We start from the raw sequence: 24,521 nt of genomic DNA on the forward strand, positions 1-24,521 counted from the left end.
CGTTCAGCGCAGCACCTTGTCCAGCGTGATCGGCAACTCCCGCACCCGGACTCCGGTGGCGTGATGCACCGCGTTGGACACCGCCGCGGCGGTGCCGACGATGCCGATCTCCCCGATGCCCTTCGAGCCGACCGCGTTGACGTGCGGATCGTGCTCGTCGAGCCAGGTGATGTCCATCCGGCCCACGTCGGCGTTGGCGGTGATGTGGTAATCGGCCAGGTCGTGGTTGACGACGTGGCCGAACCGCGGGTCCATGACCGACGACTCGTGCAGCGCCATCGACAGCCCCATCGTCATGCCGCCGAGGAACTGCGACCGCGCCAGCCGCGGGTTGACGATCTTCCCGGCGGCGAAGACGCCGAGCATCCGCGGCACCCGGATCTCGCCGGTGTCGGCGTTCACTCGCGCCTCGACGAACTGCGCGCCGAACGCGTACATCGCGTAGGTCTCGGCGGCCGGGTTGGCCTGGACCGAGGCCTCGATCTCGTCGCCGTCGTCCGGGTCGGCACCGAACTTCGCGCGAAACTCCCGCGCGGCCTCGACCACCGCCGAGCCCCACGTCGTCATGCCCGACGACCCGCCGGCGACCGAGGCGACGGGATACCTCGTGTCCCCTATCCGCACCTCGACATCGGCGATGTCCGTGCCGAGCGCGTCGGCGGCGATCTGCGCGAGCGTGGTCCAGGTACCGGTGCCCAGGTCCGCCGACCCGATCTCGGCGACGTAGCGGCCGCTCTCGAACCGGACCGTCGCGGTCGATTCCGGCATCCGGTACACCGGGTAGACCGAGGACGCGACACCGGATCCCACCAGCCACCGCCCCTCCTGCCGGGAACGCGGCGCCGGGTCGCGGTCCGCCCAGCCGAAGCGTTCCGCCCCCTCGCGCAGGCAGGCCACGAGGTTGCGGCTGGAGAAAGGTTTCCCCGAATCCGGGTCGCTCGCCGGGTCGTTGATCACGCGCAGCTCGATCGGGTCGATTCCGAGCTGCTGGGCGAGTTCGTCGAGTGCGACCTCGGTGCCGAACATGCCCGGCGCCTCCCCCGGCGCCCGCATCCACGAGGGCACGGCGACGTCCAACGCCGCCAGCCGGTGGGACGTGCGACGGTTCGGCGCGGCGTACATGGAGCGCGTCGACACCGCGGTCTGCTCGGCGAACTCCTTGATCTTGGCGGTCTGCTCGACGACGTCGTGCGCGATCCCGGTCAACGTCCCGTCCCGGTTCGCGGCCAGTGCGACGTGCTGGATGGTAGGCGTGCGGTAGCCCGCGACGTCGAACATCTGCTGGCGGGTCAGCGCCAGGCGTACCGCCCGGCCGGGCACCGCGCGGGCCGCCATCGCCGCCAGTACGGTGCCGGCCTTGGGCGCGCCCTTGGAACCGAATCCTCCGCCCAGGTAAGGGCAGATGACGTGCACGGTCTCCGGCTCCATGCCCAGCACCGCCGCCACGGTGCGGCGCACCGGGTGCACGCCCTGCGTGGAGTCCCACAGCGTCAGCGACCCGTCCGCGGACAGGGCGGTGGTGGTGTGCGGTTCGAGCGGATTCTGGTGGTACATCGCCGTGGTGTAGGTCTGCCGGATCGTGTACTCGGCCTCGGCGAGCGCCTTCTCCACGTCGCCGTCGTCCGAGTCCGTGGGGAACGCCGGATTGACGACCTCGGGCTTGTACAGATCGTCCCGCCGGTCGGAGAGGACCACATCGTGCGGCGCCTGGTCGTAGGTGACGGCCACCAGTTCGGCGCCATGACGGGCGATCTCGCTGCTCTCGGCCACGACCGCGCCGATGATCTGCCCGCGGAACGCCACCTCGTGGTCCTGCAACAGGGCCAGTTCGGCGTCCTCGGTGTCCGCGAGCCGTTCCGCGTTACCTGGGTTCAGCACCGCGAGCACCCCGTCGAGGGCGAGCGCGGCGGCGTCGTCGAATCCGGTGATCCGCCCGCGCGACACCGTGGCCTGCACCGGGTGGCAGAACGCCGGGTTCTCCACCGGGTGCTCGTAGGCGTAGGGGGCGGTGCCGGTGACCTTCTTGACGCCGTCGCGGCGGGCCAGGCCCTGCCCGACGGCCGCGTGGTCGAGTGTCTCGCTCATGCTGCTTCCTCTCCGGCCAGGTCGCGCAGCATGGCGGTGACAGTGGCCGCGGCGAGCGGGATCTTGAACGCGTTGCCGCCGTCGAGGCCGTCGAGGCCCCGGGCGGCGGTGAGTTCGGCGTCGATGGCCGCCCGGAAGTTCGGGACGCTCGGTGCGGCGCCGCGCAGCCGCTCTTCGGCACGGGAGGCCCGCCACGGCTTGTGCGCCACACCGCCGAGCGCGATCCGCACGTCGCGGACGGCACCGTCGGCTATGTCGAGCACAGCACCCACGCTGATCAGCGCGAACGCGTACGAGGCCCGGTCGCGGACCTTGCGGTAGGCCGAGCGGCCGGTGAGTGCGGGCAGGTCGATGCCGGTGATCAGCTCGCCGTGTTCCAGCACGGTGTCGCGCTCGGGCTCGTCCCCGGGCAGCCGGTGCAGCTCGGCCAGCGGGATCGTGCGCTCACCGCCAGGGCCCAGCACGCGGACCCGCGCGTCGAGCACCGCCATCCCCACCGCCATGTCCGAGGGGTGGGTGGCGACGCAGTGCTCGGAGGCGCCCAGGATCGCGTGGTTACGCGTCCAGCCAGGACCCTCCTGCCCGGCCACGGCGAGCGCGGAACAGCCGGTTCCGGGCTCGCGCTTGTTGCAGGGCGTCGACACGTTCTGGAAGTAGCTGCACCGGGTGCGCTGCAGGAGATTGCCGCCGGTGGTCGCCATGTTGCGCAACTGACCGGAGGCACCGGCCAGCAGCGCCTGCGACAGCACCGGGAAGCCGGTGCGGACGCGCTGGTCGGCGGCGAGCTCGGAGTTGCGCACGGCGGCGCCGATGCTCACCCCTCCCCCGTCGAGGCCGATGATCTCGGCCGAGGTCAGCGAGGTGACGTCGACCAGGAGATCGGGCGAGACGAGGCCCAGCTTGAGGTGGTCGACGAGGTTGGTGCCCCCGCCGAGGAACATCGCGTTCGGATCGTCGGCGACGGATCGCACGGCGTCCGCGGCGTCGTCCGGTGCCCGGTAGGCGAAGGGTTTCATCGGCCGGCCTCCTGGATCGCCGGGACGATGTGCGCGTAGGCGCCGCAGCGGCACAGGTTGCCGCTCATCCGCTCGGCCACCTCGTCGTGGGTGAGCCCGGCGGCCTCTCCCGGAGCGGTGACGGCCGAGGGCCAGCCGCGCTCGTGTTCGTCGAGCATTCCGACGGCGGAGCAGATCTGGCCCGGCGTGCAGTACCCGCACTGGAAGGCGTCGTTGTCGATGAACGACTGCTGGACGGGATGCAGTTCCCCCTCCGCACCCAGCCCCTCGGCGGTGGTGACCTCGGCGCCTTCCTGGGTCACGGCGAGCGTGAGGCAGGACAGGGTGCGGCGGCCGTCGACCAGGACCGTGCAGGCACCGCACTGGCCGTGGTCACAGCCCTTCTTGGCGCTGTTGTTCCCGATCCGCTCGCGCAGCGCGTCGAGCAGAGTGGTGCGGTTGTCGATCGTGAGGTGGTGGGATCGTCCGTCGACGCGGACCGTCAGTGTCGTCTCCATGCGGCCCGGTTACCCCGCCGCCGCCTCGCCCATGCGCGATACCACGGCCGTACCGCCCGACCGGTCAGCGGTCCGCCCAGCTCGCCTTGCCGAGCGCGTCGGCGGCCTGGTGCGTCTCGCTGCCGGGGAAGGCGGCCACGTAGCCGTCCACCTGCACGCCGGTCAGCACCACCTCGGAGGTGATCGGAATGGAACACCCGGCGACCCCCGCACCGTCGGTCACCGCCTCGCACAGCGGCCGCCCGTCCAGCACCAGGGTGAACCCGACCGGCTGGTTCGCCAGGCCGGCACCGCCGTCGTCGCGAAGCGTCGCCTCGAACGCGATCGTCCCCGGCGTCCCATGGCTGACCGTGCCCTCGGTGGCGACGGAAGTGGGAACGGCGGCGCCCTGCGCGGTGGCCGCGGGCGCGCCCACCACCGAGAGCGCGGCGCCGAGGGCGAGGAGGACGGACAACGTTCCGGAGGCGACGCGAGACACGGTCCGGTGGTCCTTTCGTCGGTGCGTCACGGCCGCGAAGTACCGGGCCGTCGAAACGGACGAGTGCACCGTATCAATCCGAGCGGACGGACCGGTCGTACAGCCGTTCTGTCGTACCGGCCTCGCCTGCTGCGCGATTTCGTCGCTGAATCGCAGCTCGGAAGGGTGTTGGACCGCGCGGTCCCCACGCCGGACACTCGCCGCGTGGACAGTGCTCGGAGCGAGAACGCGACCGCATCCGATGCCGTCCGGCTGTGCCGTGTGTTCGCCGTGCGGATCATCGTCCTCGCCGCGATGCCGGTGAATCGCGGGCGAGAGCCTGGCCGCGATGGCGCTCGTGACGGCCGCCCGGCGAGATAGATCGCCTCTGCTGAAGTCGACCTGCTCGATCCTGGCATTCCGCAGGCCCGCGCGTTCGGCGATCGCCTGCGGAATGATCGTCACGCCGGGCCCCGCCGCCACGAGTTCCACCAGCAGCGGAAAGTGGGCGGCCTCGCAGACCGGGTGGTGCCGCACCCCGGCGCCGATCAGCCTGCGGCGGAACGTCGTCTGCATACCGCTTCCGGTCGCGGAACGGCACCGATGACCCCCTCGGACGGGATGCCGTGGCTACCGGATTCGATCACTCTCCGTGATTTTCCGGTGAGTGACCAATCCGGCAACACGTTCGTGTACGTACGACTCGCGCACACCAATGTGCCCTGGGCCACACCTGGGATGGAGCGGACGTCCGGGCGACGGGACTCGTGGCCGACCCAAGCGTGAGGAGTATTCGTGTTCGGCAAGGATTTCGTAGGCAAGATGATCAACCGCAGCGCCGAGAACGAGCCGGACAGGCGCACGTTCCTGCGTGCCGCCGGGGTGGGCAGCCTCGGCGTGGTCGGCGCGGGAGCGTTGAGCACGCTGGGCGGCCCCAGTGCCTCGGCGGCCCCGGCAGCGGCGCCGAGTGACGGCGCCGTACTGAACTTCGCGCTCAACCTGGAGTACCTGGAAGCCCAGTTCTACTCGTTCGCGGTCAGCGGGAAGGGGCTTCCCGAAGCGCTGACGACCGGCACCGGCAACCAGGGCCCGGTCACCGGGGGCCGCGCCGTCCGCTTCGCGAGCAAGCGGGTCCGCCAGTACGCCGAGGAGATCGCCTCCGACGAGCGCCAGCATGTCGAGTTCCTGCGCAGGGAACTCGGCGCGGCGGCGGTCAGCCAGCCTGCCATCGACCTGCAGAGCAGCTTCACCGCCGCCGCGCAGGCCGCCGGGCTGGTCCGCGCCGGGCACAGTTTCGACGCCTTCGCCTGCGAGGAGAACTTCCTCCTCGCCGCGTACCTCTTCGAGGACGTCGGCGTCACGGCGTACAAGGGTGCGGCGCCGCTGATCACGAACAAGACGTATCTCGAAGCCGCCGCGGGAATTCTCGCGGTCGAGGCGTACCACGCGGGCAACATCCGCAGCGCCATCCTCGAGAAGGAGACCGGACTGCTCGGGACCGGGCTGTTCGGCCGTGACCTCAAGGAGGCCTCGGTCAAGCTCTCCGACGCCCGGGACAGCCTCGACGGCAGCGCGGACCTCGATCAGGGCGTCATCGACGGCAACGGCCGCGCGAACATCGTTCCCACCGACAACAACGGAATCGCCTACAGCCGCACCGCCGGACAGGTTCTCAATGTCGTCTACCTGACCAACACGCAGGCCACCTCGGGTGGCTTCTTCCCCAACGGCGTCAACGGCGAGATCAACAGCAGCGACAACAACGCCTGACCCGACCTCCGACGCCGCCCCGCGTCAGCGGATTCCCCGGCGGCGGACGGTGAAGAGAAAGCTGATGGCCCCGGGGCATCGAACCCCGGGGCCATCAGCCCATCACACTGCCGGATCCCGTGGCAGCGGGTATACGGAACGCGCGTGTCAGTTCTCGTCGGCGCTGGCGGCGGAGCAGTCCGCGCCGACCTCGTTGAGAACCGGGACGGCGATGCCGTTGGCCTGGTTGCCACACACGTTGATGTTGTCCAGGACGTCGAGGTCGTTGAGGAAACCGATCGACTGACCGTGGTCGTCACCGTAGTGCGGGCCCTCGTGGACGGGCTCGCCCGCGGCGAACGCGGTCCCACCGATCATCATCAGCGCGGCGGCACCTGTAACGACGATTCCAGCCTTCTTCAGCACAACGAACTCCTAGCTGTCATTCGAACTTCGACTTGCGGTAGAACGCGATGTCCCGCCTGTGCCAAGAAAACGTACCCCGATATCCGGACATCAACACGTCGGCGACACAATTGTGTGAATGAGCGGGAAATAACGCTCACTATCGAGGGACACCACCAATCCGAAATCGAATCCGGGTATTCGATTTCGACGTGACGATCCGTCGGCGTCGCTGCCCCGGGAAGTGCCATGAGCTGACCGTCGGGTTCGGCAGCGACATGCGGAGCCGGTCACAGACCAATCGGGTCGAGCTGCCGTGCGCTTCCTCCACGTCCACAAAGGACACGTCGCCGGGTACACGGTGGGCGGCCTGCCGAACTCGGTGCGCGCATCGGTACTACCCGGCTCGGTCCGTCGCCGCATCGGCGACCAGCGGTGGGGGCATCGATCGCCGGAGCGCACCCGCGGTGAGCGAGCCCCGCCACTCGCGAGACCCGCGCGAGGTCCAGGGCGTGGCGCTGACAGCGGAGACCCGCCGCCAGCGATGTGCCCTGAGTCACATTTGACTCGTCCGAGAACCTCGGAAGGCTGCGCGGCGACTTACCCGGCAGAACCTCCCCGGACGATCCGACGGCGCCGGTCCGCGGAGGTCACCACGCACACGATTCGCGGACCGTCCTCAATGGACACCGCGGTGAGGAGTTCGACATGCGAGGAAAGAACGTTCTGGGTGTCGCCGCCGGACTGACGGTGGCGGCCGGGGTGGCCGCGGTGACCATGACCGGGGTCGCCGGTGCCGATGGCGCGGCCGAGGGCAGCGTTCCGCCGGACGGCGCGCGTGCCGTCGTCGAGATCAGCCCCAATCCGGCGCAGCGCGGCGAGGAGATCACCATCACCGGCCACTGTGGCGGCGGCTCCGGGCTCAAGGCGGTCCGCAGTGGCATCTCGGGCGGCCCTGAGTTTCTGGAGAACATCCGCATCGTCTCCGAGGGGCCGGAACGGTTCGAGGCCAGGGCAACGGTCTCGGGCAACATCGGCAACGGCGTCGGCACGGTGGCCGTCGACTGCGGCGGTCAGGCCGGCGTCACGCTGCTGGTCACTCGCGGCTAGCGAGCGGCAAGCGGGCCGGGGCACCGATCGGTGACCCGGCCCGTTCGCTGTGACCATTCCCGCACGCGACCGTCTACAGTGGACTCCTTGGGTCCTTCACAGCCTGCGGTGCATGATGTGCAGGCCGACGTACCCGTCTGCCGGATGCAGGAAGCCCTCCGGGAGGGTGCCGATGATCTCGAAACCCAGGGACTCCCACAGAGCGACGGCCCGGGTGTTGTTCTCCACCACCGCGTTGAACTGCATCGCGCGGTACCCCTCCGCCGCGGCCCAGCGCAGCGCGTGCTCACCCAGCGCACGGCCGACGCCGTGCCCCGCGTAGGCGGGGTCGACCAGGAAGCTTGCGGTCGCGATGTGCGCCCCTGGCCCGGCGTGGTTGGGGCCCATCTTCGCGGTGCCGGTGATCGCGCCGTCCTCGGCCACGGCCACGACGGCCCGGTTCGGTGGTCCCGTCAGCCACATCGCCCTGGCGCGCTCCTCGGTGACGTCGGTGTCCCAGGTGTAGGTCTCCCCCGCCGCCATGATCGGTCGCAGGAACCCCCAGATGGCTGGCCAGTCGTCCTCGGTCGCAGTCCTGATCACCGGTCACCTCGCATGCGCGTCCTCCGTGCGGTCACGGCCAGTCTCCGGATACCGGCGCCACGGGGCAAGCAGGTTCCACCGGGCCCACACTGGGCGGGCAACGGCCGGGTAGCCGCCGTACGCCGGGCGGGCGCGGGGCGGGGGCGCGCCGCACCCCGGCGTACGGCGGCGCCGAGACCGGGCTTCGGGGGAAGCCCGCTACTCGGCGGCCAGGAGCTGTGTCGCGGCGAGCTCACGGTAGAGCTCGTCGTCGTCGACCAGGGTCCCGTGCGTACCCACCGCACGGACCCTGCCGTGTTCGAGCACGACGATCTGGTCCGCCTCGATCACCGTGGAGAGCCGGTGTGCGATGAGGATGACCGTGCAGTAGCGAGCGGTCCGGGCGACCACCTCGCTCAGCGCCTGCTCGTTGCGCGCGTCGAGCTGGGCCGTCGCCTCGTCCAGCAACAGCACCCGGGGCTTGCGCAACAATGCCCGCGCGATGGCCAGCCGCTGCCGCTCCCCACCGGACAGCGTCACCCCGCGCGCCCCGACCGGCGTGTCCAGGCCCTTCTCCAGGCGGGTCAGCAGGCTGTCCAGCCGGGTGACCCGCAGGACCTCGACGATGTCGCGTTCGGACGCCTCCGGCGCCGAGTAGAGCAGGTTGTCCCGGATCGTCCCGGCCATCGCGGGCGCGTCCTGTTCGACGTAGGCGATCCGGCGGCGCACCTCCGCCCTCGGCATGGTCGCGATGTCCTGCCCGCCGATCCGGATGACGCCGGACGAGGGGTCGTAGAACCTTTGCAGCAACGAGAAGAGCGTCGTCTTGCCGGCTCCGGACAGGCCGACCAGCGCGGTCTGCGTCCCACCCGGGATGCGGAACGACATGCCGCTCAGGGCCGGGGCCCTGCCGGGGTAGGAGAACTCGACCCGGTCGAGTTCGATGGCGGGTGCCGGGCCGCCAACGGCGCCGGGGACGGCGACCTCGATGTCCTCCTCGATCGGCATCTGCGACACCTCGTCGATGCGGCCGACCGCGCCGAGACCCTGCTGCAGCATGCTCGCGCCGGTGACCAGCGAGGCGATCGGGCTCGCCAGGAAGAAGACGTACAACAGGAACGCGATCAGCGCGGCCACCGGCATCGAGCCGTTGGCGACGAACACGCCGCCGACACCGAGCACCACCAGGAACGCGGTCTGGATGGACGCGCCGCCGACCATGCTGACGATGGCGCCGTAGCGGGCACCGACGAGTCCCGCGCCGTACGCGTCCTCCACCGCGCCCTGGGCCAGATCGGTCTCGCGGCCCTCGGCGCCGTTGGCCTTGACGGTGCGCGTCGCCCCGAGGGTCCGGTCGAGCATGGCACCGACGACGCCGACGGACTCCTGCGCCCGTGCCACGGCGAGCTTGATCCGCGGCAGCACGATGGTCATCACCACGGCGACCAGGACGAGAACGATCATCGTCACGCCGAGCAGTCCCCAGTGCAGGGTGCCCATCATGACGATCGCGCCGATGAAGGTCAGCACCCCGTTGACGCACATGATCAGGCCCTCGGTGGCGGCGCTCTTGAGCAGCGTGCTGTCCGAGGTGACACGGGCGATCAGGTCACCTGGTGCGCGGCGATCCAGTTCGGGCACGCGCAACCGGATCAGCCGGAACACGAGGTCGCGGCGCACCTGCCGGACGACCCGTTCCGAGGTGCGCTGTTGCAGCCAGGCGTTGAACCCGGTCAGCAGGGCGCCGGCGACGAGCAGCACCGACAGCACCAGGATCGGCTGGCCCACACTCTGACCGGTGCCGAGCCTGCCGAGGATCTCCTGCGCGAACTTGGGCTGGACCAGACCGGAGGCGCTGGCCAGCAGGGTGATCACCAGGGACATGGCGAGCACGCGCTTGTGCGGCCTGGCGTAGGCGATCAGTGCCGCCAGGGAACCCTTCTGCTCGGCGGGCTGCGGGTCCGGTTCGGCCGCTGGTGGCTTCCCCTCGGTTTCCTTCCGTGGCCGCCGTGCCGGCGCGGACTGCTGTCGCGTCCGCTCCGGGCGGTCCTCGGGAACCCGCCGCGGCGGCGCGGCCCGCGGCACGGCCTGCGATGGCCGTTGCGGACGGCGCTCCGGGTGTCGCTCCGCAGGCCGCCGAGGTGGCTGCCGCGGCGGTGACTGACGGGGTGCCGACGGTGGTTCCCGCTGCGGCCACTCCGGAGGCGGCCTGCGTGGCGGACCGGGTTGTGGTGGCTGCTGATGGCCGGGCCACTGCGGGGGTGGCCCCGGCGGGCGGCCCTGCGGTCGCGGTCCCGGCGGGGCTCCCGGTGGTGGCGGTCCGGGTGCCTGCGGTCCCGGTCGCGTCCCGGGTGGCGGACCCTGGCGGTACGGCGGGGGGTGAGGTGCGCGCCCGGGCCCGGGGCCGGGCGCCTGGTGCGTCGTCATCCGCGTGCCGCCCCGGCGTCGGCGGGCTGCCGTTCCAGCAGGCCTTCGAGATGACCGGCGGCCGCGGTGCCGCCGCCCGCGGCGCGGAACGACTCACCGATCCGGCAGGCGGCCTCCCGGTGGCCGCCGGCCGGGTCGAGCACGGCGTCGATCGCCGCGGCGATCCGCGCGGGGCCGGATCGGCCGAACCGCAGCCGCACACCGGCACCCGCGTCCACGACCTGCCCGGCGACGATGGGCTGGTCGTCGCGGATCGGCGCCACGACGAGCGGAACGCCGTGCCAGAGGGATTCGCAGACGGTGTTGTGGCCCGAGTGGCAGACGACCGCGTCGAGACGTTCGAGCAGCAGGAGTTGCGGTGCGTGAGCACGGACGAGGACGTTGTCGCCGACCTCGCCCAGCACTCCGGCGGGATCGAGGATCACGGCGCGCACTCGTCCGTCCATCGTGGACAGCGCTTCGGCCGCGGCGTTGAGAAAGGCCGCGCCGGCGTCGAGGTTGGTGGTGCCGAGCGTGACGAGCACGGTCGGCAGCGGGGAGTCCAGCCACTCCCACGGGAAGTCCGATGTGGACGGACGATCGGTGATGGAGGGGCCGACCAGCCAGGTCCGCTCACCCAGTTCCACCTGGCCGAGCAGTTCCCGGGTGGTGAAGCCGAGCACACCGTGCGGCGACATGCGCGGGTCGGCGGTGCCCGCGCCGTCCGCGATCCGGCCGCGCAGGTCCTCGATCAGCCCGTCCAGCCAGGCGGCGACCTTGGGCAGCCCGTCCAGCGGATCGATCAGCTCGGCGGGGGTGGTGGCCGAGGTCACCCAGGTCAGGCCCAGGGATTCGGCGATCAGCCCGCCCGCGACCGCCTGCTGGTCCGCGACCACGACGTCCGGTGCGAACGTCTCGATGGCCGAACGGACGCCGGGGGCCATGGCGTCGGCGAGCGGGATCAGGAACTCCTCCCAGAGGAACTGCAGGGCAGCCGGCCCCTTGAGGTCCGCCGTGCGGGCTAGTCCACCCTCCGGGACGACGCAGTCGAAGACTTTCGCGTCCGCGCCCGCGAGGTGGCGCACGAGTTCCTCGTGCCCGGCCCAGGCGACCTCGTGTCCGCGCGCCGCCAGCGCCCCGGCCGTGCCCACGGCGGGGTTGACGTGGCCGACGAGCGGCGGCACGACGAACAGGAAGCGACCCACCCCTACTCCGCCTCCACCAGTGCGTCGGAGGTGTCCCGGACCCACTGCCGGATCAGCCGCGAGGTGTCCTCGGTGCGTTCCACCAGCACGGAGTGCCCCTGTTCCGGCAACACCACGGTGCGGCAGCGGGCCAGCTTCGACTCCAGTTCGTCGACCTGTCCCGCGAGTCCCGACTCGTCGCCGAAGAGCGCGAACACCGGGCAGTGGACCTCGTGCAGGTCGTCCTCGATGGTCCGGCTGAGCGGGATGTCCTCGGCGATCGTGGTGGCCTGCATGATCTTCAGCGCCGATTTGGACAGCCGCGCGGTGTGCGCGCCGAAGTTGTCCGAGATCCAGTCGATGGCCTCGGCAAGGGCGAGCTGGGTCTTGGCGTCGTGCAGACCGTCGGCCATGTGACCGATCCAGGCGCGGACGGGCGGCTCGGCCTCGATCGCGGTGACGCTGGCGACGCGGTCCGGGCGCTCGGCGGCCAGGCCGTACGCGATCGACCCGCCGAAGGAGTTGCCGACCAGGTGCACGGGGCGGTTCACGTCCAGTGCGCTCAGCAGCGCGTCCAGGTCGGCGACGAAGTTCTCCAGCCGGTAACCGGTGGCCGGTTTGCTCGTACGGCCGTGCCCGCGCAGGTCGTACATGATCACGTCCATGCCGTGCTGCGCGAACTCCGGCCCGAGCGTGAAGTAGTAGCTGGCGAGACTGTCGGTGAGCAGGCCGTGGATGAACACCACGACGGGGGCTTCCTCACCGTCACGCGGTGGGACCACCGGGGTGAGCCGCTGGACGTGCACATCCAGTTCGCCGGCACGGATCTTCGCCATCTGTCAGTTCTCCTCGGCTGCGCGCAGGGACGTCACGACATGACGGACGAGCTCGCCGACGGTGAGCGCGATGATCTCGTCCAGTTCGCGTTCGGCGATGAACGCCGCGAAATTGACCTTCTCGCCGTACAGCTCACGGAGCTGTCCGGACAGTCCGACGAGGTCGATGCTCTCGAGTTCGAGATCGTCGTGGAACGTGGTGTCCATAGTGATCTCGGCGTCGTCGAGCCCGTACTCCTCGAGCACCACCTGCAGCATCGCGGTGATCTCGGCAAGGACCACGGTCTCGTCGGCGACCGCTGTCGTCTCGGTGTTCATTTATCGCTCCCTTGACTGTTCGGAGTCCGTCCACGCAACGACGTACTGCTTCGCGGGCCCGCCCGGCTGGTTCGCCACGGTCCGGCACCGCACCGGGTACTCCCGGCCGTCGACGCGCACGATCGACGTCTCCCGGTCGGCTTCGACGACCTCGAACTTCCTCGGCTCGCCCTGCAATCCGGTGCCCAGCAACTTCGACACGGCCTCCTTGGCGGTCCAGAACCGGGCGAACCACAGTTGTTCCGGCTCACCCTCGGCGGCACGGGCGGTCAGCAACTCCCGTTCGCCCTCGCCCAGCGCGGCCGCGACGGTCGTCTCCGGCCGCGGCACGACCTCCTCGACGTCGATGCCGCACGGACCGTCCCGCACGATCGACACACCGACCTCGCCGCTGTGCGCGATCGACACGGTCAGCTCCGGCACCGTCCGGCCGTAGGCGCCGCTGACGTAGGGCCTGCCCGCGGGATCGTTGCCCACCCGCAGTTCGGCGGGAAAGATCCCGCCCTCCCCCTCGTCCCAGAGGTGCTGACGGACGGCGTCCTTCGCGGCGATCCGGCCGAGCAGCCACTGCCGCTTTCCCCGCGGCGGGTGCGCCGTGTACTGCTCGCGTTCGGCACCGGCCAGGAGGTTGCGCATGATCAGGTCCCTGGTGGCGAGGTCGGGCCACTGCTCGTGCACCAGCGCCCAGCCGTCCGGGTCCATCGTGGACAGGGTGTTGTGCTCCGGGAACCGGTCCATCGCCCGGATCGTGGGGTTGCTGTCGAAACGGCGGTCACGCCAGCCGCGGAAGTCGGCCCACACCCGTCCATTGTGGACGAGCTGCATGTCGGCCTCGAGCGTCGAGTCGGTGACGCCGGTGATCCGCACCAGGCATTCGAGCTTCTCGCCGGGGGCGGGATGGTCGCCGTAGAAGCGGATCCGTTCCATCCCGACCGGGAACACCGTGGTCCGCGAGGTCAGCTCCGACATGATCCAGTAACCGAGCACCTGGCCCACGTTGTCCAGCAGGGCACCGGGTGCGGCCGGGGTGGTGATCTCGCCGCGGACGTGCGCGTCACCGATCGCGATCAGCTCGGTGACCCCCTGGAACCGGGGGCCGTGGAACATCCAGCGCTCGGTGTAGAGGGCCTCGGCGGACAGCGACGGAACCCGTTCCGTCGCCGGGTCGAAAGTCCACGGCGCGGGCGGGTCGGTGGCGGCCGAGCCCGCGAGTTCGAGTTCGGCCCGCGAGTACCCGCCGAGCGAGGCGGCGACGCGGCCGGGCCCGCGCGGAGCGATGTGCACCTCCACGTCGACCGGCGGGGTGGCGGTGACCCACTGGTTGAACCGCAGGTCGTGCACGGCCACCACCCGGCTGCCCGGCGCGGCCTGCTCGGCGAAGTCGATCAGGTGGCCGATCACCGTCGTGGCCGGCACCACCGGCCAGGAGTCGGCGGGCTCCGCGTCCGGCGGCTGCTTGAAGAAGCAGTGGTCGAGCAGGTAGGGCATCTCGTCGACGGAAACGTGCAGCGTGGCGTGCAACTCGCCGGTGCCCTGCGGCGACTGCGGCTGCGGCACCGGCTGGGGCGCCGGGGGCAGCGGCGGGGCGGGGCGTGGCGGACGGGCGGGCGGGCGGGAGCCGCTCGCGCTGATCACGTCTGCGGTGAGCGCGGCCGTGTCCTTCAGGAACGCGGAGAACTCGGCCGCCAGCGGGTACCGCTCACCGAGGGTGTCCAATGTGGACGCCTCGGTGGTGCCCGCCGGGGCGGTCGCCCTGACCGGCGCGGGACGCATCCCGGCTCCGATCCGGTCGCGGGTCTCCCGGTCCAGCGACACCAGCGCGCCGCCGAGGTCGAGCCGCACCGGAGCCCGCGGTACCCGGCGCGCGGGTGCGCGGCGCGGCGCGGCGCCGAGCAGCGGGGTGAGGTCCGGTTCCGCGCCGTGCGCCCATAGCCCGGTGGCGAGGCGGTGGAGCTGCGCGAGCCCGGACCGGTTGGCCGAGTGCGCGGACACCACCAGGTGCTCCCGTCCGTGCAGGGTGTCCGAGACGAGCGAACCGAGCTGGCCCGCGCCGAGCTGGACGAACGCGCGGAAGCCCGCATCGTGCATCGCCTCGATGGTCGGACGGAACCGCACCGGCTCCAGCAGGTGCCGGACGAACAGCGCACGCACCGCATTCGGGTCGGACGGGTAGTGCGAGCTGGTGGTGGCCGACCACACGGGCAGCGTCGCCGGGTTGATGGAATAGCGCTCGGCCGCCTCCCGGATCGGGTCCAGGTACGGCCGCAGCATCGGTGTGTGGAAGCCGGAGCGGAACGGCAGCACCTGGGCGATCACGGCCTCGGCGCGGAACCGGGCGACCAGTTCCCCGACGGCCGCGGCGGGGCCGCAGACCATCGACTGGTTCGGTGCGTTGTCGTGCGAAAGCACGACCTCGTCCTGGCTGTCGAGCGCCTCGGCCACGCGGTCCGCGCCGGCACCGATGACGGCGAAGGCCAGCCCCGGCACCTGCAGCGAGTCCGGATCGAACCCGGCGAGGAAGGCGTCCACCTCGCGCTCGTCGTGGATACCGCCCGCGGCCATGGCCGTCCACTCGCCGAGGCTGTGCCCGGCCAGCGCGTCCGGGACGATGCCCATCCGGCGCAGGGCGGTGTCGAGCAGCCTGCCGAGTTCGAAGACGCCGGTGCCCTGCCTGCCGACGTCGCCGACGGTCGTGTCGGCTCCGGCAAGCGACCAGCGGAGCCCGAACCGGGCGGCGATGTCCTCCGCGTTCGGCTCGAACTCCGACTCCAGACCGGGGAATACGAACGCGAGCTTGCCGATTCCCTTGCCCAGCAAGGGTTCCGGCGAGAACCACACGTCGTTACGGCCGCGCCAGCCGGTGCCCTTGGCCACGGCCCGGCGGGCCAGGGCCAGCCGCTTGGCCGTCGGGTCGACGATGCCGATCCGGCTGGGGCCCGCGGCCGGGTCGCGTTCGTCGAGCCCGGCGGCGAGAACCGCCTCGTCCTCGGCGTCGAGCAGGGCGGCGAGATCCGCCGGTGACGCGGCGGCCAGTCGCAGCACCCGCTCCGGTTCGGCGACCCGCACGACCGGTGCGGCGACGTCCTGTTCGAGCACGACGTGCGCGTTGATCCCGCCGAAACCGAAGGCGTTGACGGCGGCGCGGCGGACCGGCTGCTGCTCGGAGGTCGCCCATGGGCGGGCGGTGTCGACGGTGGCGAAGCGGGTGCGCGCCAGCGCGGGATGCGGGTCGTCGCAGTGCAGGGTGGGCGGCAGCACGCCGTGGTGCACGGCAAGGGCGGCCTTGACCAGTCCGGCGACCCCGGCCGCGGGCATGGTGTGCCCGATCATGGACTTCACCGAGCCGATCACAGCCCTCGGCGCCTCGCCCGCGGGCCCGAAGACCTCGGCGAGGGTCTCCAGTTCGGCCGAGTCGCCCGCGGGAGTGGCGGTGCCGTGGGCTTCCAGCAGACCGATGGAACGATCTTCGGCGGGGTCGAGTCCGGCCGCCTCCCAGGCCTGCCGGACCGCACGGACCTGGCCGCCGCTGTCCGGATTGAACAGGCTGGAGGTCTTGCCGTCGCTGGCGACCCCGGTGCCGGTGATGACGGCGTAGACACGGTCACCGTCCCGCCGGGCGTCGTCGAGACGCTTGAGCACGACCACCCCGGTACCCTCGCCGATCAGCACACCGTCGGCGTCGCGGTGGAACGGCCGGATGCGTTCGCTGGTGGAGAGCGCACCGAGCTGGTTGAACACGCTCCAGAACGTGATGTCGTGACAGTGGTGGACGCCGCCGGCGAGCACGGTGTCGCAGCGGCCGCTCTCCAGTTCCCTTGCGGCGTGGTCGACCGCGATCAACGAGGACGCGCAGGCCGCGTCGACGGTGTACGCGGGACCCCGCAGGTCGAGCCGGTTCGCCAGCCGGGAGGCGGCGAGGTTGGGCACCAGGCCGATCGCCGACTCGGGCGATTCCGGGCCGAGCTGGTCGGTGAACGCCGCGCGGACCTCCTCCAGCCGCTCGGCGCCGAGTTCGGGCATCAGCTCGCCGAGGGTGCGCACCAGCTGGCTGGCGGTCCGCACCCGCTGGTCGAGCCGCACCAGTCCGGGCGTCAGGTAGCCACCCCGGCCGAGTACGACGCCGACCCGCTGGCGGTCGGCGGGCAGCCGGTCCGCGCCGCCCGCGTCGGCGATCGCCTGGGCGGCCACCCGCATCGCGATGAGCTGGTCCGGTTCGGTGCCGGGCACGGAATTGGGCATCACGCCGAACTCCGTCACGTCCACGTCCGCGAAGTCGTCCACGAAACCGCCGCGCTTGCAGTACACCCGGTCGGCCCGGCGCTGCTCGTCCGGCGCGTAGAAGTCACCGTCCCAGCGGCCGGCCGGGACGTCGGTGATGGCGTCGACGCCCTCGACGAGGTTCCGCCAGTAGGCGTCGAGGTCCGGCGCACCGGGGAACAGTACGGACATTCCCACGATGGCGATCGGACAGGACTTCGACATGGGCAGCGATCACCAGCCCGATGCCGTGTAGACGACGGAGGTGGTGTCCTCGGAGCCCCAGGCCAGCTCCCGGAGCAGGCTCATGGTGCCCTCTTCCGGGTCGATGAGCTGGATCCCGCGCTTGGCGTAGTTGCGCATCAGCTCGGGGGTGACCATGCCGTTGTTGGTCCCGGTCGGCGCCCACGGTCCCCAGTGGACGGTCAGCCCGCGCATTCCGTCCACTTCGGACCAGCGGCGGCCGAGGGTCTCCAGTGCGTCGTTCGCCGCGGCGTAGTCGGACTGCCCCCGATTGCCGAGGGTGGCGGCGATACTGCCGAACAGCACCGCGAACCGGGGCCCGCCGGGCAGTTCACCGACCGCGTCGAGCAGCGCCTGTGCCCCGTCGACCTTGGTGCTGAACACCCGGTTGAACGACTCCGGCGACTTCTCCGCCACCAGCTTGTCCTCGATGACGCCCGCCGCGTAGACGATGCCGTCGATCCGGCCGTGTTCGGCGTGGATCTCCTTCACCGCACCGTGCACGGCTTCCGCGTTGAGCATGTCCAGCGAGTGGTACCGCACCTCGCTGCCGAGTTCGGTCAGCCGCCGGATGGTGTCGCGGACCTCGCGCTCGGCCTGAATGCGCCCGACCGCCCGCTCGATCTCGGCGGGTGAGCGGAGTCCGGTGGCGATCAGCGCGGACCGCAGCTCGGCTGCCGTACCCGCGGCGGCGACGGCGGGATCCTGCTCGTCGGTGGACAACGCCGTCCGGCCGAACAGTTCCAGCCGGCAGCGACTCGCCGCGGCGAGCGTGGTGGCGAACCGGGCGGTGATGCCCTTGGCTCCGCCGACCAGGACGACGACGGAGTCGCGGACCAGGCCCATCGCCTCGGCCTCCGCGGCACCCTCGCCCGCGGGTCCGGCTCCGGTGCTGCCGAGCAACCCGAGGCCCTGTTCCTCCATCCGCAGTCCGCGGCGTCCCCCGCCGGAGCGGAGTACGACCGGTTCCCGGTCCACTCCGGACAGTTCGGCGACGAGTCCCTCGGCGATGCCGTCCGCGTCCGCGCCGGGCTCCTGCTCGACGACCCTGGCGATGGTGTCCGGGTACTCCCGCGACACGGAGCGGAAGAAGCCGCGCAGGCCGTCCGCCGGGCCCGCGGCGATCAGCCATCGCGGGTCGGTGCCCAGCAGTGCCTTGTACGTGGGGAAGGTGTCCGGCAGCACCGGGTCCTCCGGCGAGCGGTTCTCCGCGGAGGCCAGGTGGATCACGCCGTCGAACGGCCCGTCCGGGGCCTGCGCGGCGACCGTCACCGTGGCCCCGAGTCCGGCCAGGCGGTCACGGGTGGCCTCGGCGAGGGGACCCGCACCGAGCACCAGGAAGGCCTTGCCCGCCACGGCATCGGCGTTCACCGTCGCGCCCGCGAGTTCGAACTCGGTCATCACCAGGCGCTTCGGCGCCACGATGATCGGCGATCCGTCCACCTCGGACTCCACCGGCGCCGCGGGGGGTGCGGGTTCGTCCTGAGCACCGCCACCGCCGAGGAGGCCGGCGAGTTCGGCCGCGGTGCGCGCCTTCGACAACTCCTCCACATCACCGTCCGCGGCCGTCAACCCCAGCCGCGAAGCCAACTCACCCGCGATCTCCGCACGCTTGATCGAATCCACACTCAGATCCGCTTCCAGATCCAGGTCCGGCTCGATCATGTCCACCGGATACCCGGTTCGCTCACCGATCACCTCCAGCACCACCGTCAGCACCGAAACGCCGTCGGCCGGAGCGGGCGCAGCGGCCGGGACGGGCCCGGGAGCCGTGGCGCCGGGGGCGGGAGCGTTGCCGAGGAGGCCGGAGAGCTCGGCTGCGGTGCGCGCCTTCGACAACTCCTCCACATCACCGTCCGCGGCCGTCAACCCCAGCCGCGAAGCCAACTCACCCGCGATCTCCGCACGCTTGATCGAATCCACACTCAGATCCGCTTCCAGATCCAGGTCCGGCTCGATCATGTCCACCGGATACCCGGTCCGCTCACCGATCACCTCCAGCACCACCGTCAGCACCGAAACGCCGTCGGCCGGAGCGGGCGCAGCGGCCGGGACGGGCCCGGCGGGGGCGACCGCTGCCTGCGCGGCGGGAGTGGCGGGCCGTGGGGCCGCGACCTGTCGCACCGCCGGCTGCGAGGCGTAACCGAGGGGTTCGGGCGCGGCGGCCGAGGGATCGGCGCCGAGATAGCCGAGCATGACATCGCGCTGAGCGGCGATGAGTTCCCTGCTGGTGCGCAGGAAGTCCGCGACGATGGCTTCCGAGCCGGTCGCCGGGGCGGTGGTTCCGGTGCCGTTGACGTATCCACCGGAGTGGTGGCCGGTCGTCACAAGTTCCTCCGAGATGCGCTGTGCCGGGTGCAGTGCGGCGGCCGGGATCTGGCCGTCCGCGGTGCGGACCAGATGACCGTCGACGGTCCAGCCGGCCCGTTTGCGGCGGGTGGCGCGCGCGGCGTCGACGGCGTCGCGGCCCTGGAACAGCCAGCCGGTACGGACGTCCACTCCGGCCACGGCGAGCTGGGCGATCGCGGCCAGGAACCCTGGTACGCCGGTGCGTCCGCGTTCCTCCACCGCGACCGTCCGATGTGGACGGTCACCGAGGATCTTGCCGACCAGCCTGGTCAGGACCGAACCCGGTCCGGCCTCGACGAACACGCGGGCGCCCGCCTGGTACATGGCCTCGATCTGCTCGACGAAGCCGACCGGCGCGCCGATCTGTGCGGCCAGCTCGTCGCGCACACCGCCGGCGGAGACCGGGTAGGTGCTCGCGGTGCGATTGGACCATACCGGGATCTCCGGTTCGGCGACCGGCTCGGCGGCGAGCGAGTCGGCGAAGTTCGCGCCCGCGGTGGCCACCACGGGACTGTGGAACGCGCACGCCACCGGGATCCGCTTCGCGCCGAGGCCACCGTCGCGCAGCGCGGCGACGGCCGTCTCGACGGCCTCGGTGGGTCCGGAGATCACCGTCTGGTCGGGTGCGTTGCGGTTGGCGAGCACGATCGTGTCCGCCAGTCCGGCGGTGCCGAGTGCCGCGGTGACCTCGGGCGCGCCCGCCGACACGGCGGCCATGGTCCCGGGGTCGCCGCCACCGGTCGCGGCGAGGATCGCCTCGGCCCTGGCCCCGCTGACCCTGGGCAGCACCTCCGGGCTCAGTGCGCCGGCCGCGGCCAGCGCGGTCAGTTCGCCGTAGCTGTGCCCGGCGACCATCGCGGGCCGCACACCCACCCGGCCGAGAAGCTGGTGCGCCGCGAGCCCGGCGATGCCGAGCGCCGGCTGGGCGACCCGGGTGTCGGTGATCCGCGCGACCTGCGCCTTGCGCGACTCCTCGTCGAACGCGGCGGGCGGGCAGAGCACCTTCGCGGTCTCCGGGTCCAGCCGGAGGAGGCGCTGCAGCTCGGGGAAAGCGACGAACAGTTCGGCGAGCATGCCGGGACGCTGGCTTCCCTGGCCGGGGAACAGGAACGCGATCTCGCCGGTCTCCTGCCCGTCGGCGAGGAACACCCCGGCGGGCGGGGCGTGCTCGCCGGCCACCGCGCGGCGCAGCAGCCCGGCAAGTTCGTCCACAGTGGACGCGACGACGGCGATGCCGATCCGCGCCCCACGCGTGGTGGCGAGCTCGGTACGGCGGGCGGCGCTGCACGCGAAGTCGCGCAACCGCCACGGTTCGTGCTTGCCGGGGTCGGCCTCGACCAGTGTGAGCAGGTCCTGCGCCGCCTTGGCCGCCGCGGCCGTGTCCGCTCCGGCGAAGGTGAACAGCTCGCACGGCCACTCGTCGACCGCGTGCACCGGCGGCGGGCCGCTGTCGTGCGCGCGCATGACGACGTGGAAGTTGGTCCCGCCGAAGCCGAACGCGCTCACCCCGGCGATCCGGTCCGCGGGAGCGGCGGCCCAGGGCCGCGCCTCGGTGTGGAAGGCGAACGGGCTCGTCTCGGCCTCCCAGGCCGCGTTCGGCCGCTCCAGGTGCAGGGTGGGCGGCTTGACCCCGGTGTGGAGCGCGAGCGCGGTCTTGATCAGTCCGGCGAGGCCCGCGGCGCACTTCGTGTGGCCGATCTGCGATTTCACCGAGCTGATGGCGCAGCCGCCCGCCTCGGCACCCGCGTCGGTGAACACCTGGGTGAGCGTGCCCAGTTCGGTGCGGTCGCCGACCACGGTGCCGGTGCCGTGCGCCTCGATGACGCCGACCTCGCCCGGCGAGACCCCCGCGTTGCGGTAGGCCCGGGTGAGTGCCCTGCGCTGCCCGTCGGGACGGGGTGCGGTCAGCCCGAGCGCCCTGCCGTCGCTGGCGCTGCCGACACCGGAGATGACGGCGTAAACCCGGTCACCGTCCCGTTTGGCGTCGGCGAGCCGCTTGAGCGCGACGCAGGCCACGCCCTCGCCGAGGGCGATGCCGTCGGCGGAGCTGTCGAAGGTGGCCGAACGGCCGGTCGGGGACAGCGCGTGCACGGAGGCGAAGAGCAGGTAGTCGTTGATGCCGTTGTGCAGGTCCGCCCCGCCGCACAGCACCATGTCGCTGGTGCCGCTGCTCAGTTCCTTGCACGCCACGTCCACCGCGGTGAGCGAGGACGCGCAGGCCGCGTCGACGGTGTAGTTCGCGCCGCCCAGATCGAGCCGGTTGGCCACCCGTCCGGCGATCACGTTGGCGAGCACGCCGGGGAAGGAGTCCTCGGTCAGGCGCGGGAGCTGGGCGTCGAGGGCGGGCGGGATCTGCCCGACGTAGGACGGGAGCACCGTGCGCAGCGACATCGCGTTCGACAGGTCGCTGCCCGCCTCCGCGCCGAACACCACGGAGGTGCGGTCGCGGTCGAAGGAACGTTCGGCGTACCCGGCGTCGGCGAGCGCGCGCCGGGCCGCTTCCAGTGCCAGGAGCTGGACCGGTTCGATGCTGGCCAGCGAGGTCGGCGGGATGCCGTAGCTGAGCGGGTCGAACGGGATGCGGGGCAGGAAACCGCCCCACCTCGACGGCGTGTGGTCGCCCTGACCGTCCGCCGAGTAGTACAGCGACTGGTCCCAGCGCGAGTCCGGGACCTCGGTGACGGAGTCGACGCCGCCGAGCACGTTCGCCCAGAACGTGCCCAGGTCCGGTGCCCCGGGGAACATGCAGGACATGCCGACGACGGCGATCTCCAGCGGCTCGGGTGCGGGTTCCTCGGTCCGGTCCGCGACGCCGAGCGCGTCGGCGCGTCCGTCGAGGAATTCCCTGGCGCCGGTACTGACCGACTCGTGCAGGGCCGCGATGGTGGTCACCTCGGAACGCAGCACCGCGACCTCGCCCGCCATGAACATGCCCTCGGTGAGCTGGCGATCCTCCGCGACGTCGAGCAGGTCGTCCCCGATGCGCTCGATTCCCTTGCTGGCGAGGCGAAGCCTGCCGACGTTGAGCTTCTCCAGTTGCTCCCACGCCTCGCGGCTGGGCACCTCGTCCTCGCCGAGCCTGCGCTTGATCGTCGCGTACTCGTCGGTGAACGGGCTGCGCACGCACCGGGTCGCGTGCCCGGGCGCGGTCTCCAGCAGGTCGGTGTGCTCGGCGTCGATCACCTGCTGCTGGAACAGCGGCAGGATCGCGCCGGCGTCGACGGCCTCGGTGGTGAACAGGTAGGCGGTGCCCATCAGCACGCCGATGGCGGCGCCCCGTCCGGACAGCGGTGCCGCCATCGCGGCGACCATCGCGGCGGAACGTTCGTCGTGCACGCCACCGGCGAAGAAGATCTGCAACTCGCCGGCGACGGCCTCGCCCGCTGTGTCGAGGAAGTCGGTGAGGACGCCGAGCTGCGCCTCCCAGAGCGGGAAGCTGTTGCGCGGGCCGACGTGGCCACCGCACTCGGATCCCTCGAAGATGAACTTGCGGGCACCCGCCTCGAGGAACTGCTTCAGCAGCCCCGGTGAGGGCACGTGCAGGAAGGTGGAGATGCCCACCTCCTCCAGCGCGGCGGCCTGCGCGGGCCGTCCGCCGGCGATGATGGCGTGCGAGGGACGTATCTCACGGATGATCTCGAGCTGGGCGGCCTTGACCTCCTCGGCGGCGAAGCCGAGCACGCCGACGCCCCAGGGCGCCTCGCCGAGCGAGTCCCTGGTCTGTTCGAGCACGGCGCGGGTCTGCGCCGCACCGGAGAGTGCGAGCGCGATGAACGGCAGCCCGCCGCCACCCGCCACGGCCGCGGCGAAGGCGGCCTGGTCGCTGACCCTGGTCATCGGTCCCTGTGCGATGGGCAGCCGGGTGCCGAAGGCGCGACTTCCCGGCGAGTCCGGGTCCAGCGCGAGCTCGGTGCTGCGCAGGCTCTCGACCACGGTCTCCCGCACGCCGCGGACTGCGGCGGCGACGGAGCCCCAGCGTTGCTGGAAGCGCACCGGCAGGAAGGCGTCCTGGCCGATCTCGATGGGAGTGCCGTCCGGTCCCGGCGCGTGCCTGCGCAGGATCCGGACGCCGTCGACGATGGCGGTCTCCGAGCCGTCGAGGCCGGCGAGCGCGGTGGTGATTTCGGCGGGCAGTTCCGCCTCGGCGAGCAGCGCGAGCTGGGAGTCGAGGACGACGCCCGAGGCCCCGCCCGCGACCGCGGCCGCCGCCGTGTGCGGGCCCATGCCACCGCAGGCCCAGACGGGCAGGCCGGCGGTGTCGTCGGTGAGGAGCTGCTGCAGGAGCACGAAGGTGCTCAGTTCGCCGATCCGGCCGCCCGCCTCGTGTCCGCGGGCGATCAGGCCGTGCACGCCGCGCGCGGCCGCGTCCCGGGCCTGCGCCCGCCCGGTGACCTCGGCGAGCACCCGGCGGCCGGGAAAGTCGGACGCGGACAGTGACGAACCGGCCACCAAGAGGATGGTGTGCACCCTGTCCGGGAGATCGTCCGCCGCGAAGGTCGCGGTGTTGGCAAGCCGCACACCGAACCCGTCCGGTGACCACTCCCCAGCCAGCCCGAGTTCCGTGCGAGCTGCCCGGCCGCCGGCCGTCAGGTCCAGAACACCGAGGCCACCGGCCTGCTCGGCGGCGATGGTCAGGCGTGCGGATGGCACGCCGAACGGGTTCACGGCGACGACGATGTCGGAACTGTCCGCAGCGAAAGCGCCGCGGCCATCGACACTCGAGACGCGCATGGGAACCCCTAGGAAACACGAAAGTGTGAAACAGTACCGGAGTACTAAAGCGTGGACAGGCCCACTAGTCAATAAGCGATGCCGCTATGTGGACAAGAATCCGCAAAAGTACTGGTAATCAGTCGATTATTGAAGATTCGGCCAAGCGTCCCATTGCTGGACAACGCCTGTGGCACAAGATTTAGCGCCGGTGAAACATCGTTGACACAAGCGTGGAATCGCCTTGCGGCCGAGCCAGGGGCAATCGTGTCAGAGCCCACACTGGATCGATTACGCAAAGTTATTTCGCAAGGCTAATAAAGATATCCCGCCATATG

The 24,521-nt window shown here is 71.5% G+C and carries 14 protein-coding genes; 2 read left to right on the forward strand and 12 right to left on the reverse strand.

Features of this window, described 5'->3' with window-relative positions:
* Positions 1 to 3: 3 nt before the first annotated feature.
* From CFN78_RS19160 to CFN78_RS19175, 4 genes are all read right to left on the reverse strand, one after another.
* Positions 4 to 2,085, reverse strand: coding sequence for a xanthine dehydrogenase family protein molybdopterin-binding subunit (locus CFN78_RS19160; RefSeq protein ID WP_094864220.1), 2,082 nt, complete (start codon positions 2,083 to 2,085; stop codon positions 4 to 6).
* Entirely contained in the window at positions 2,082 to 3,101 is a 1,020-nt protein-coding gene (locus tag CFN78_RS19165; protein ID WP_094864221.1) for an FAD binding domain-containing protein, read from the reverse strand. The genes CFN78_RS19160 and CFN78_RS19165 overlap by 4 nt, the downstream gene beginning before the upstream one ends.
* Positions 3,098 to 3,598, reverse strand: a complete 501-nt coding sequence (locus tag CFN78_RS19170; RefSeq protein WP_094864222.1) for a 2Fe-2S iron-sulfur cluster-binding protein — start codon at positions 3,596 to 3,598, stop codon at positions 3,098 to 3,100. Before CFN78_RS19170 ends, CFN78_RS19165 begins: the two co-directional genes overlap by 4 nt.
* Before the next feature lie 64 nt (positions 3,599 to 3,662).
* On the reverse strand, positions 3,663 to 4,631 hold the full coding sequence (locus tag CFN78_RS19175) for a type 2 periplasmic-binding domain-containing protein (protein ID WP_094864223.1): 969 nt from the start codon (positions 4,629 to 4,631) through the stop codon (positions 3,663 to 3,665).
* Positions 4,632 to 4,850: 219 nt separating this feature from the next.
* Here CFN78_RS19175 and CFN78_RS19180 point away from each other — a divergent pair, with 219 nt between their 5' ends.
* Positions 4,851 to 5,825, forward strand: a complete 975-nt coding sequence (locus tag CFN78_RS19180; protein WP_094864224.1) for a ferritin-like domain-containing protein — start codon at positions 4,851 to 4,853, stop codon at positions 5,823 to 5,825.
* Positions 5,826 to 5,972: 147 nt separating this feature from the next.
* Here CFN78_RS19180 and CFN78_RS19185 read toward each other — a convergent pair whose 3' ends face one another.
* The gene (locus CFN78_RS19185; RefSeq protein WP_094864225.1) at positions 5,973 to 6,230 is read right to left on the reverse strand and encodes a hypothetical protein; all 258 of its coding nucleotides are present in this window, start codon (positions 6,228 to 6,230) and stop codon (positions 5,973 to 5,975) included.
* Positions 6,231 to 6,917: 687 nt separating this feature from the next.
* Here CFN78_RS19185 and CFN78_RS19190 point away from each other — a divergent pair.
* Positions 6,918 to 7,319, forward strand: coding sequence for a hypothetical protein (locus CFN78_RS19190; RefSeq protein ID WP_094864226.1), 402 nt, complete (start codon positions 6,918 to 6,920; stop codon positions 7,317 to 7,319).
* A 96-nt stretch (positions 7,320 to 7,415) separates the two neighbouring features.
* On the opposite strand, the gene CFN78_RS19195 is transcribed toward CFN78_RS19190, so the two are convergent.
* The 7 genes from CFN78_RS19195 to CFN78_RS19225 form a co-directional block, all read right to left on the reverse strand.
* Positions 7,416 to 7,901: a GNAT family N-acetyltransferase gene (locus CFN78_RS19195; protein WP_094864227.1), complete on the reverse strand. Its 486-nt coding sequence runs from the start codon at positions 7,899 to 7,901 to the stop codon at positions 7,416 to 7,418.
* A 198-nt stretch (positions 7,902 to 8,099) separates the two neighbouring features.
* Entirely contained in the window at positions 8,100 to 9,965 is a 1,866-nt protein-coding gene (locus CFN78_RS19200; RefSeq protein WP_240519546.1) for an ABC transporter ATP-binding protein, read from the reverse strand.
* A gap of 338 nt (positions 9,966 to 10,303) precedes the next feature.
* Positions 10,304 to 11,491 (reverse strand): glycosyltransferase, encoded by a 1,188-nt coding sequence (locus CFN78_RS19205; RefSeq protein ID WP_094864228.1) that lies wholly within the window; start codon positions 11,489 to 11,491, stop codon positions 10,304 to 10,306.
* Positions 11,492 to 11,493: 2 nt separating this feature from the next.
* A complete protein-coding gene (locus CFN78_RS19210) occupies positions 11,494 to 12,306 on the reverse strand; it encodes an alpha/beta fold hydrolase (RefSeq protein ID WP_094864229.1) in 813 nt (270 codons plus the stop codon).
* Between the two features lie 3 nt (positions 12,307 to 12,309).
* Positions 12,310 to 12,624: an acyl carrier protein gene (locus CFN78_RS19215; protein ID WP_094864230.1), complete on the reverse strand. Its 315-nt coding sequence runs from the start codon at positions 12,622 to 12,624 to the stop codon at positions 12,310 to 12,312.
* Entirely contained in the window at positions 12,625 to 17,073 is a 4,449-nt protein-coding gene (locus CFN78_RS19220) for a beta-ketoacyl synthase N-terminal-like domain-containing protein (RefSeq protein WP_240519557.1), read from the reverse strand.
* A 42-nt stretch (positions 17,074 to 17,115) separates the two neighbouring features.
* Entirely contained in the window at positions 17,116 to 24,204 is a 7,089-nt protein-coding gene (locus tag CFN78_RS19225; protein WP_094864232.1) for a type I polyketide synthase, read from the reverse strand.
* Positions 24,205 to 24,521 lie beyond the last annotated feature (317 nt).

The sequence above is a fragment of the Amycolatopsis antarctica genome, assembly GCF_002262875.1.
In the GTDB taxonomy this organism is placed as follows: Bacteria; Actinomycetota; Actinomycetes; order Mycobacteriales; family Pseudonocardiaceae; genus Amycolatopsis; species Amycolatopsis antarctica.

Excerpts from the sequence above, each read along its gene's own strand:
- CFN78_RS19160 (WP_094864220.1), bottom strand. The coding sequence starts at position 2,085 with ATGAGCGAGACACTCGACCACGCGGCCGTCGGGCAGGGCCTGGCCCGC.
- CFN78_RS19165 (WP_094864221.1), bottom strand. The coding sequence starts at position 3,101 with ATGAAACCCTTCGCCTACCGGGCACCGGACGACGCCGCGGACGCCGTG.
- CFN78_RS19170 (WP_094864222.1), bottom strand. The coding sequence starts at position 3,598 with ATGGAGACGACACTGACGGTCCGCGTCGACGGACGATCCCACCACCTC.
- CFN78_RS19175 (WP_094864223.1), bottom strand. The coding sequence starts at position 4,631 with ATGCAGACGACGTTCCGCCGCAGGCTGATCGGCGCCGGGGTGCGGCAC.
- CFN78_RS19190 (WP_094864226.1), top strand. The coding sequence starts at position 6,918 with ATGCGAGGAAAGAACGTTCTGGGTGTCGCCGCCGGACTGACGGTGGCG.
- CFN78_RS19210 (WP_094864229.1), bottom strand. The coding sequence starts at position 12,306 with ATGGCGAAGATCCGTGCCGGCGAACTGGATGTGCACGTCCAGCGGCTC.
- CFN78_RS19215 (WP_094864230.1), bottom strand. The coding sequence starts at position 12,624 with ATGAACACCGAGACGACAGCGGTCGCCGACGAGACCGTGGTCCTTGCC.
- CFN78_RS19220 (WP_240519557.1), bottom strand. The coding sequence starts at position 17,073 with ATGTCCGTACTGTTCCCCGGTGCGCCGGACCTCGACGCCTACTGGCGG.
- CFN78_RS19225 (WP_094864232.1), bottom strand. The coding sequence starts at position 24,204 with ATGCGCGTCTCGAGTGTCGATGGCCGCGGCGCTTTCGCTGCGGACAGT.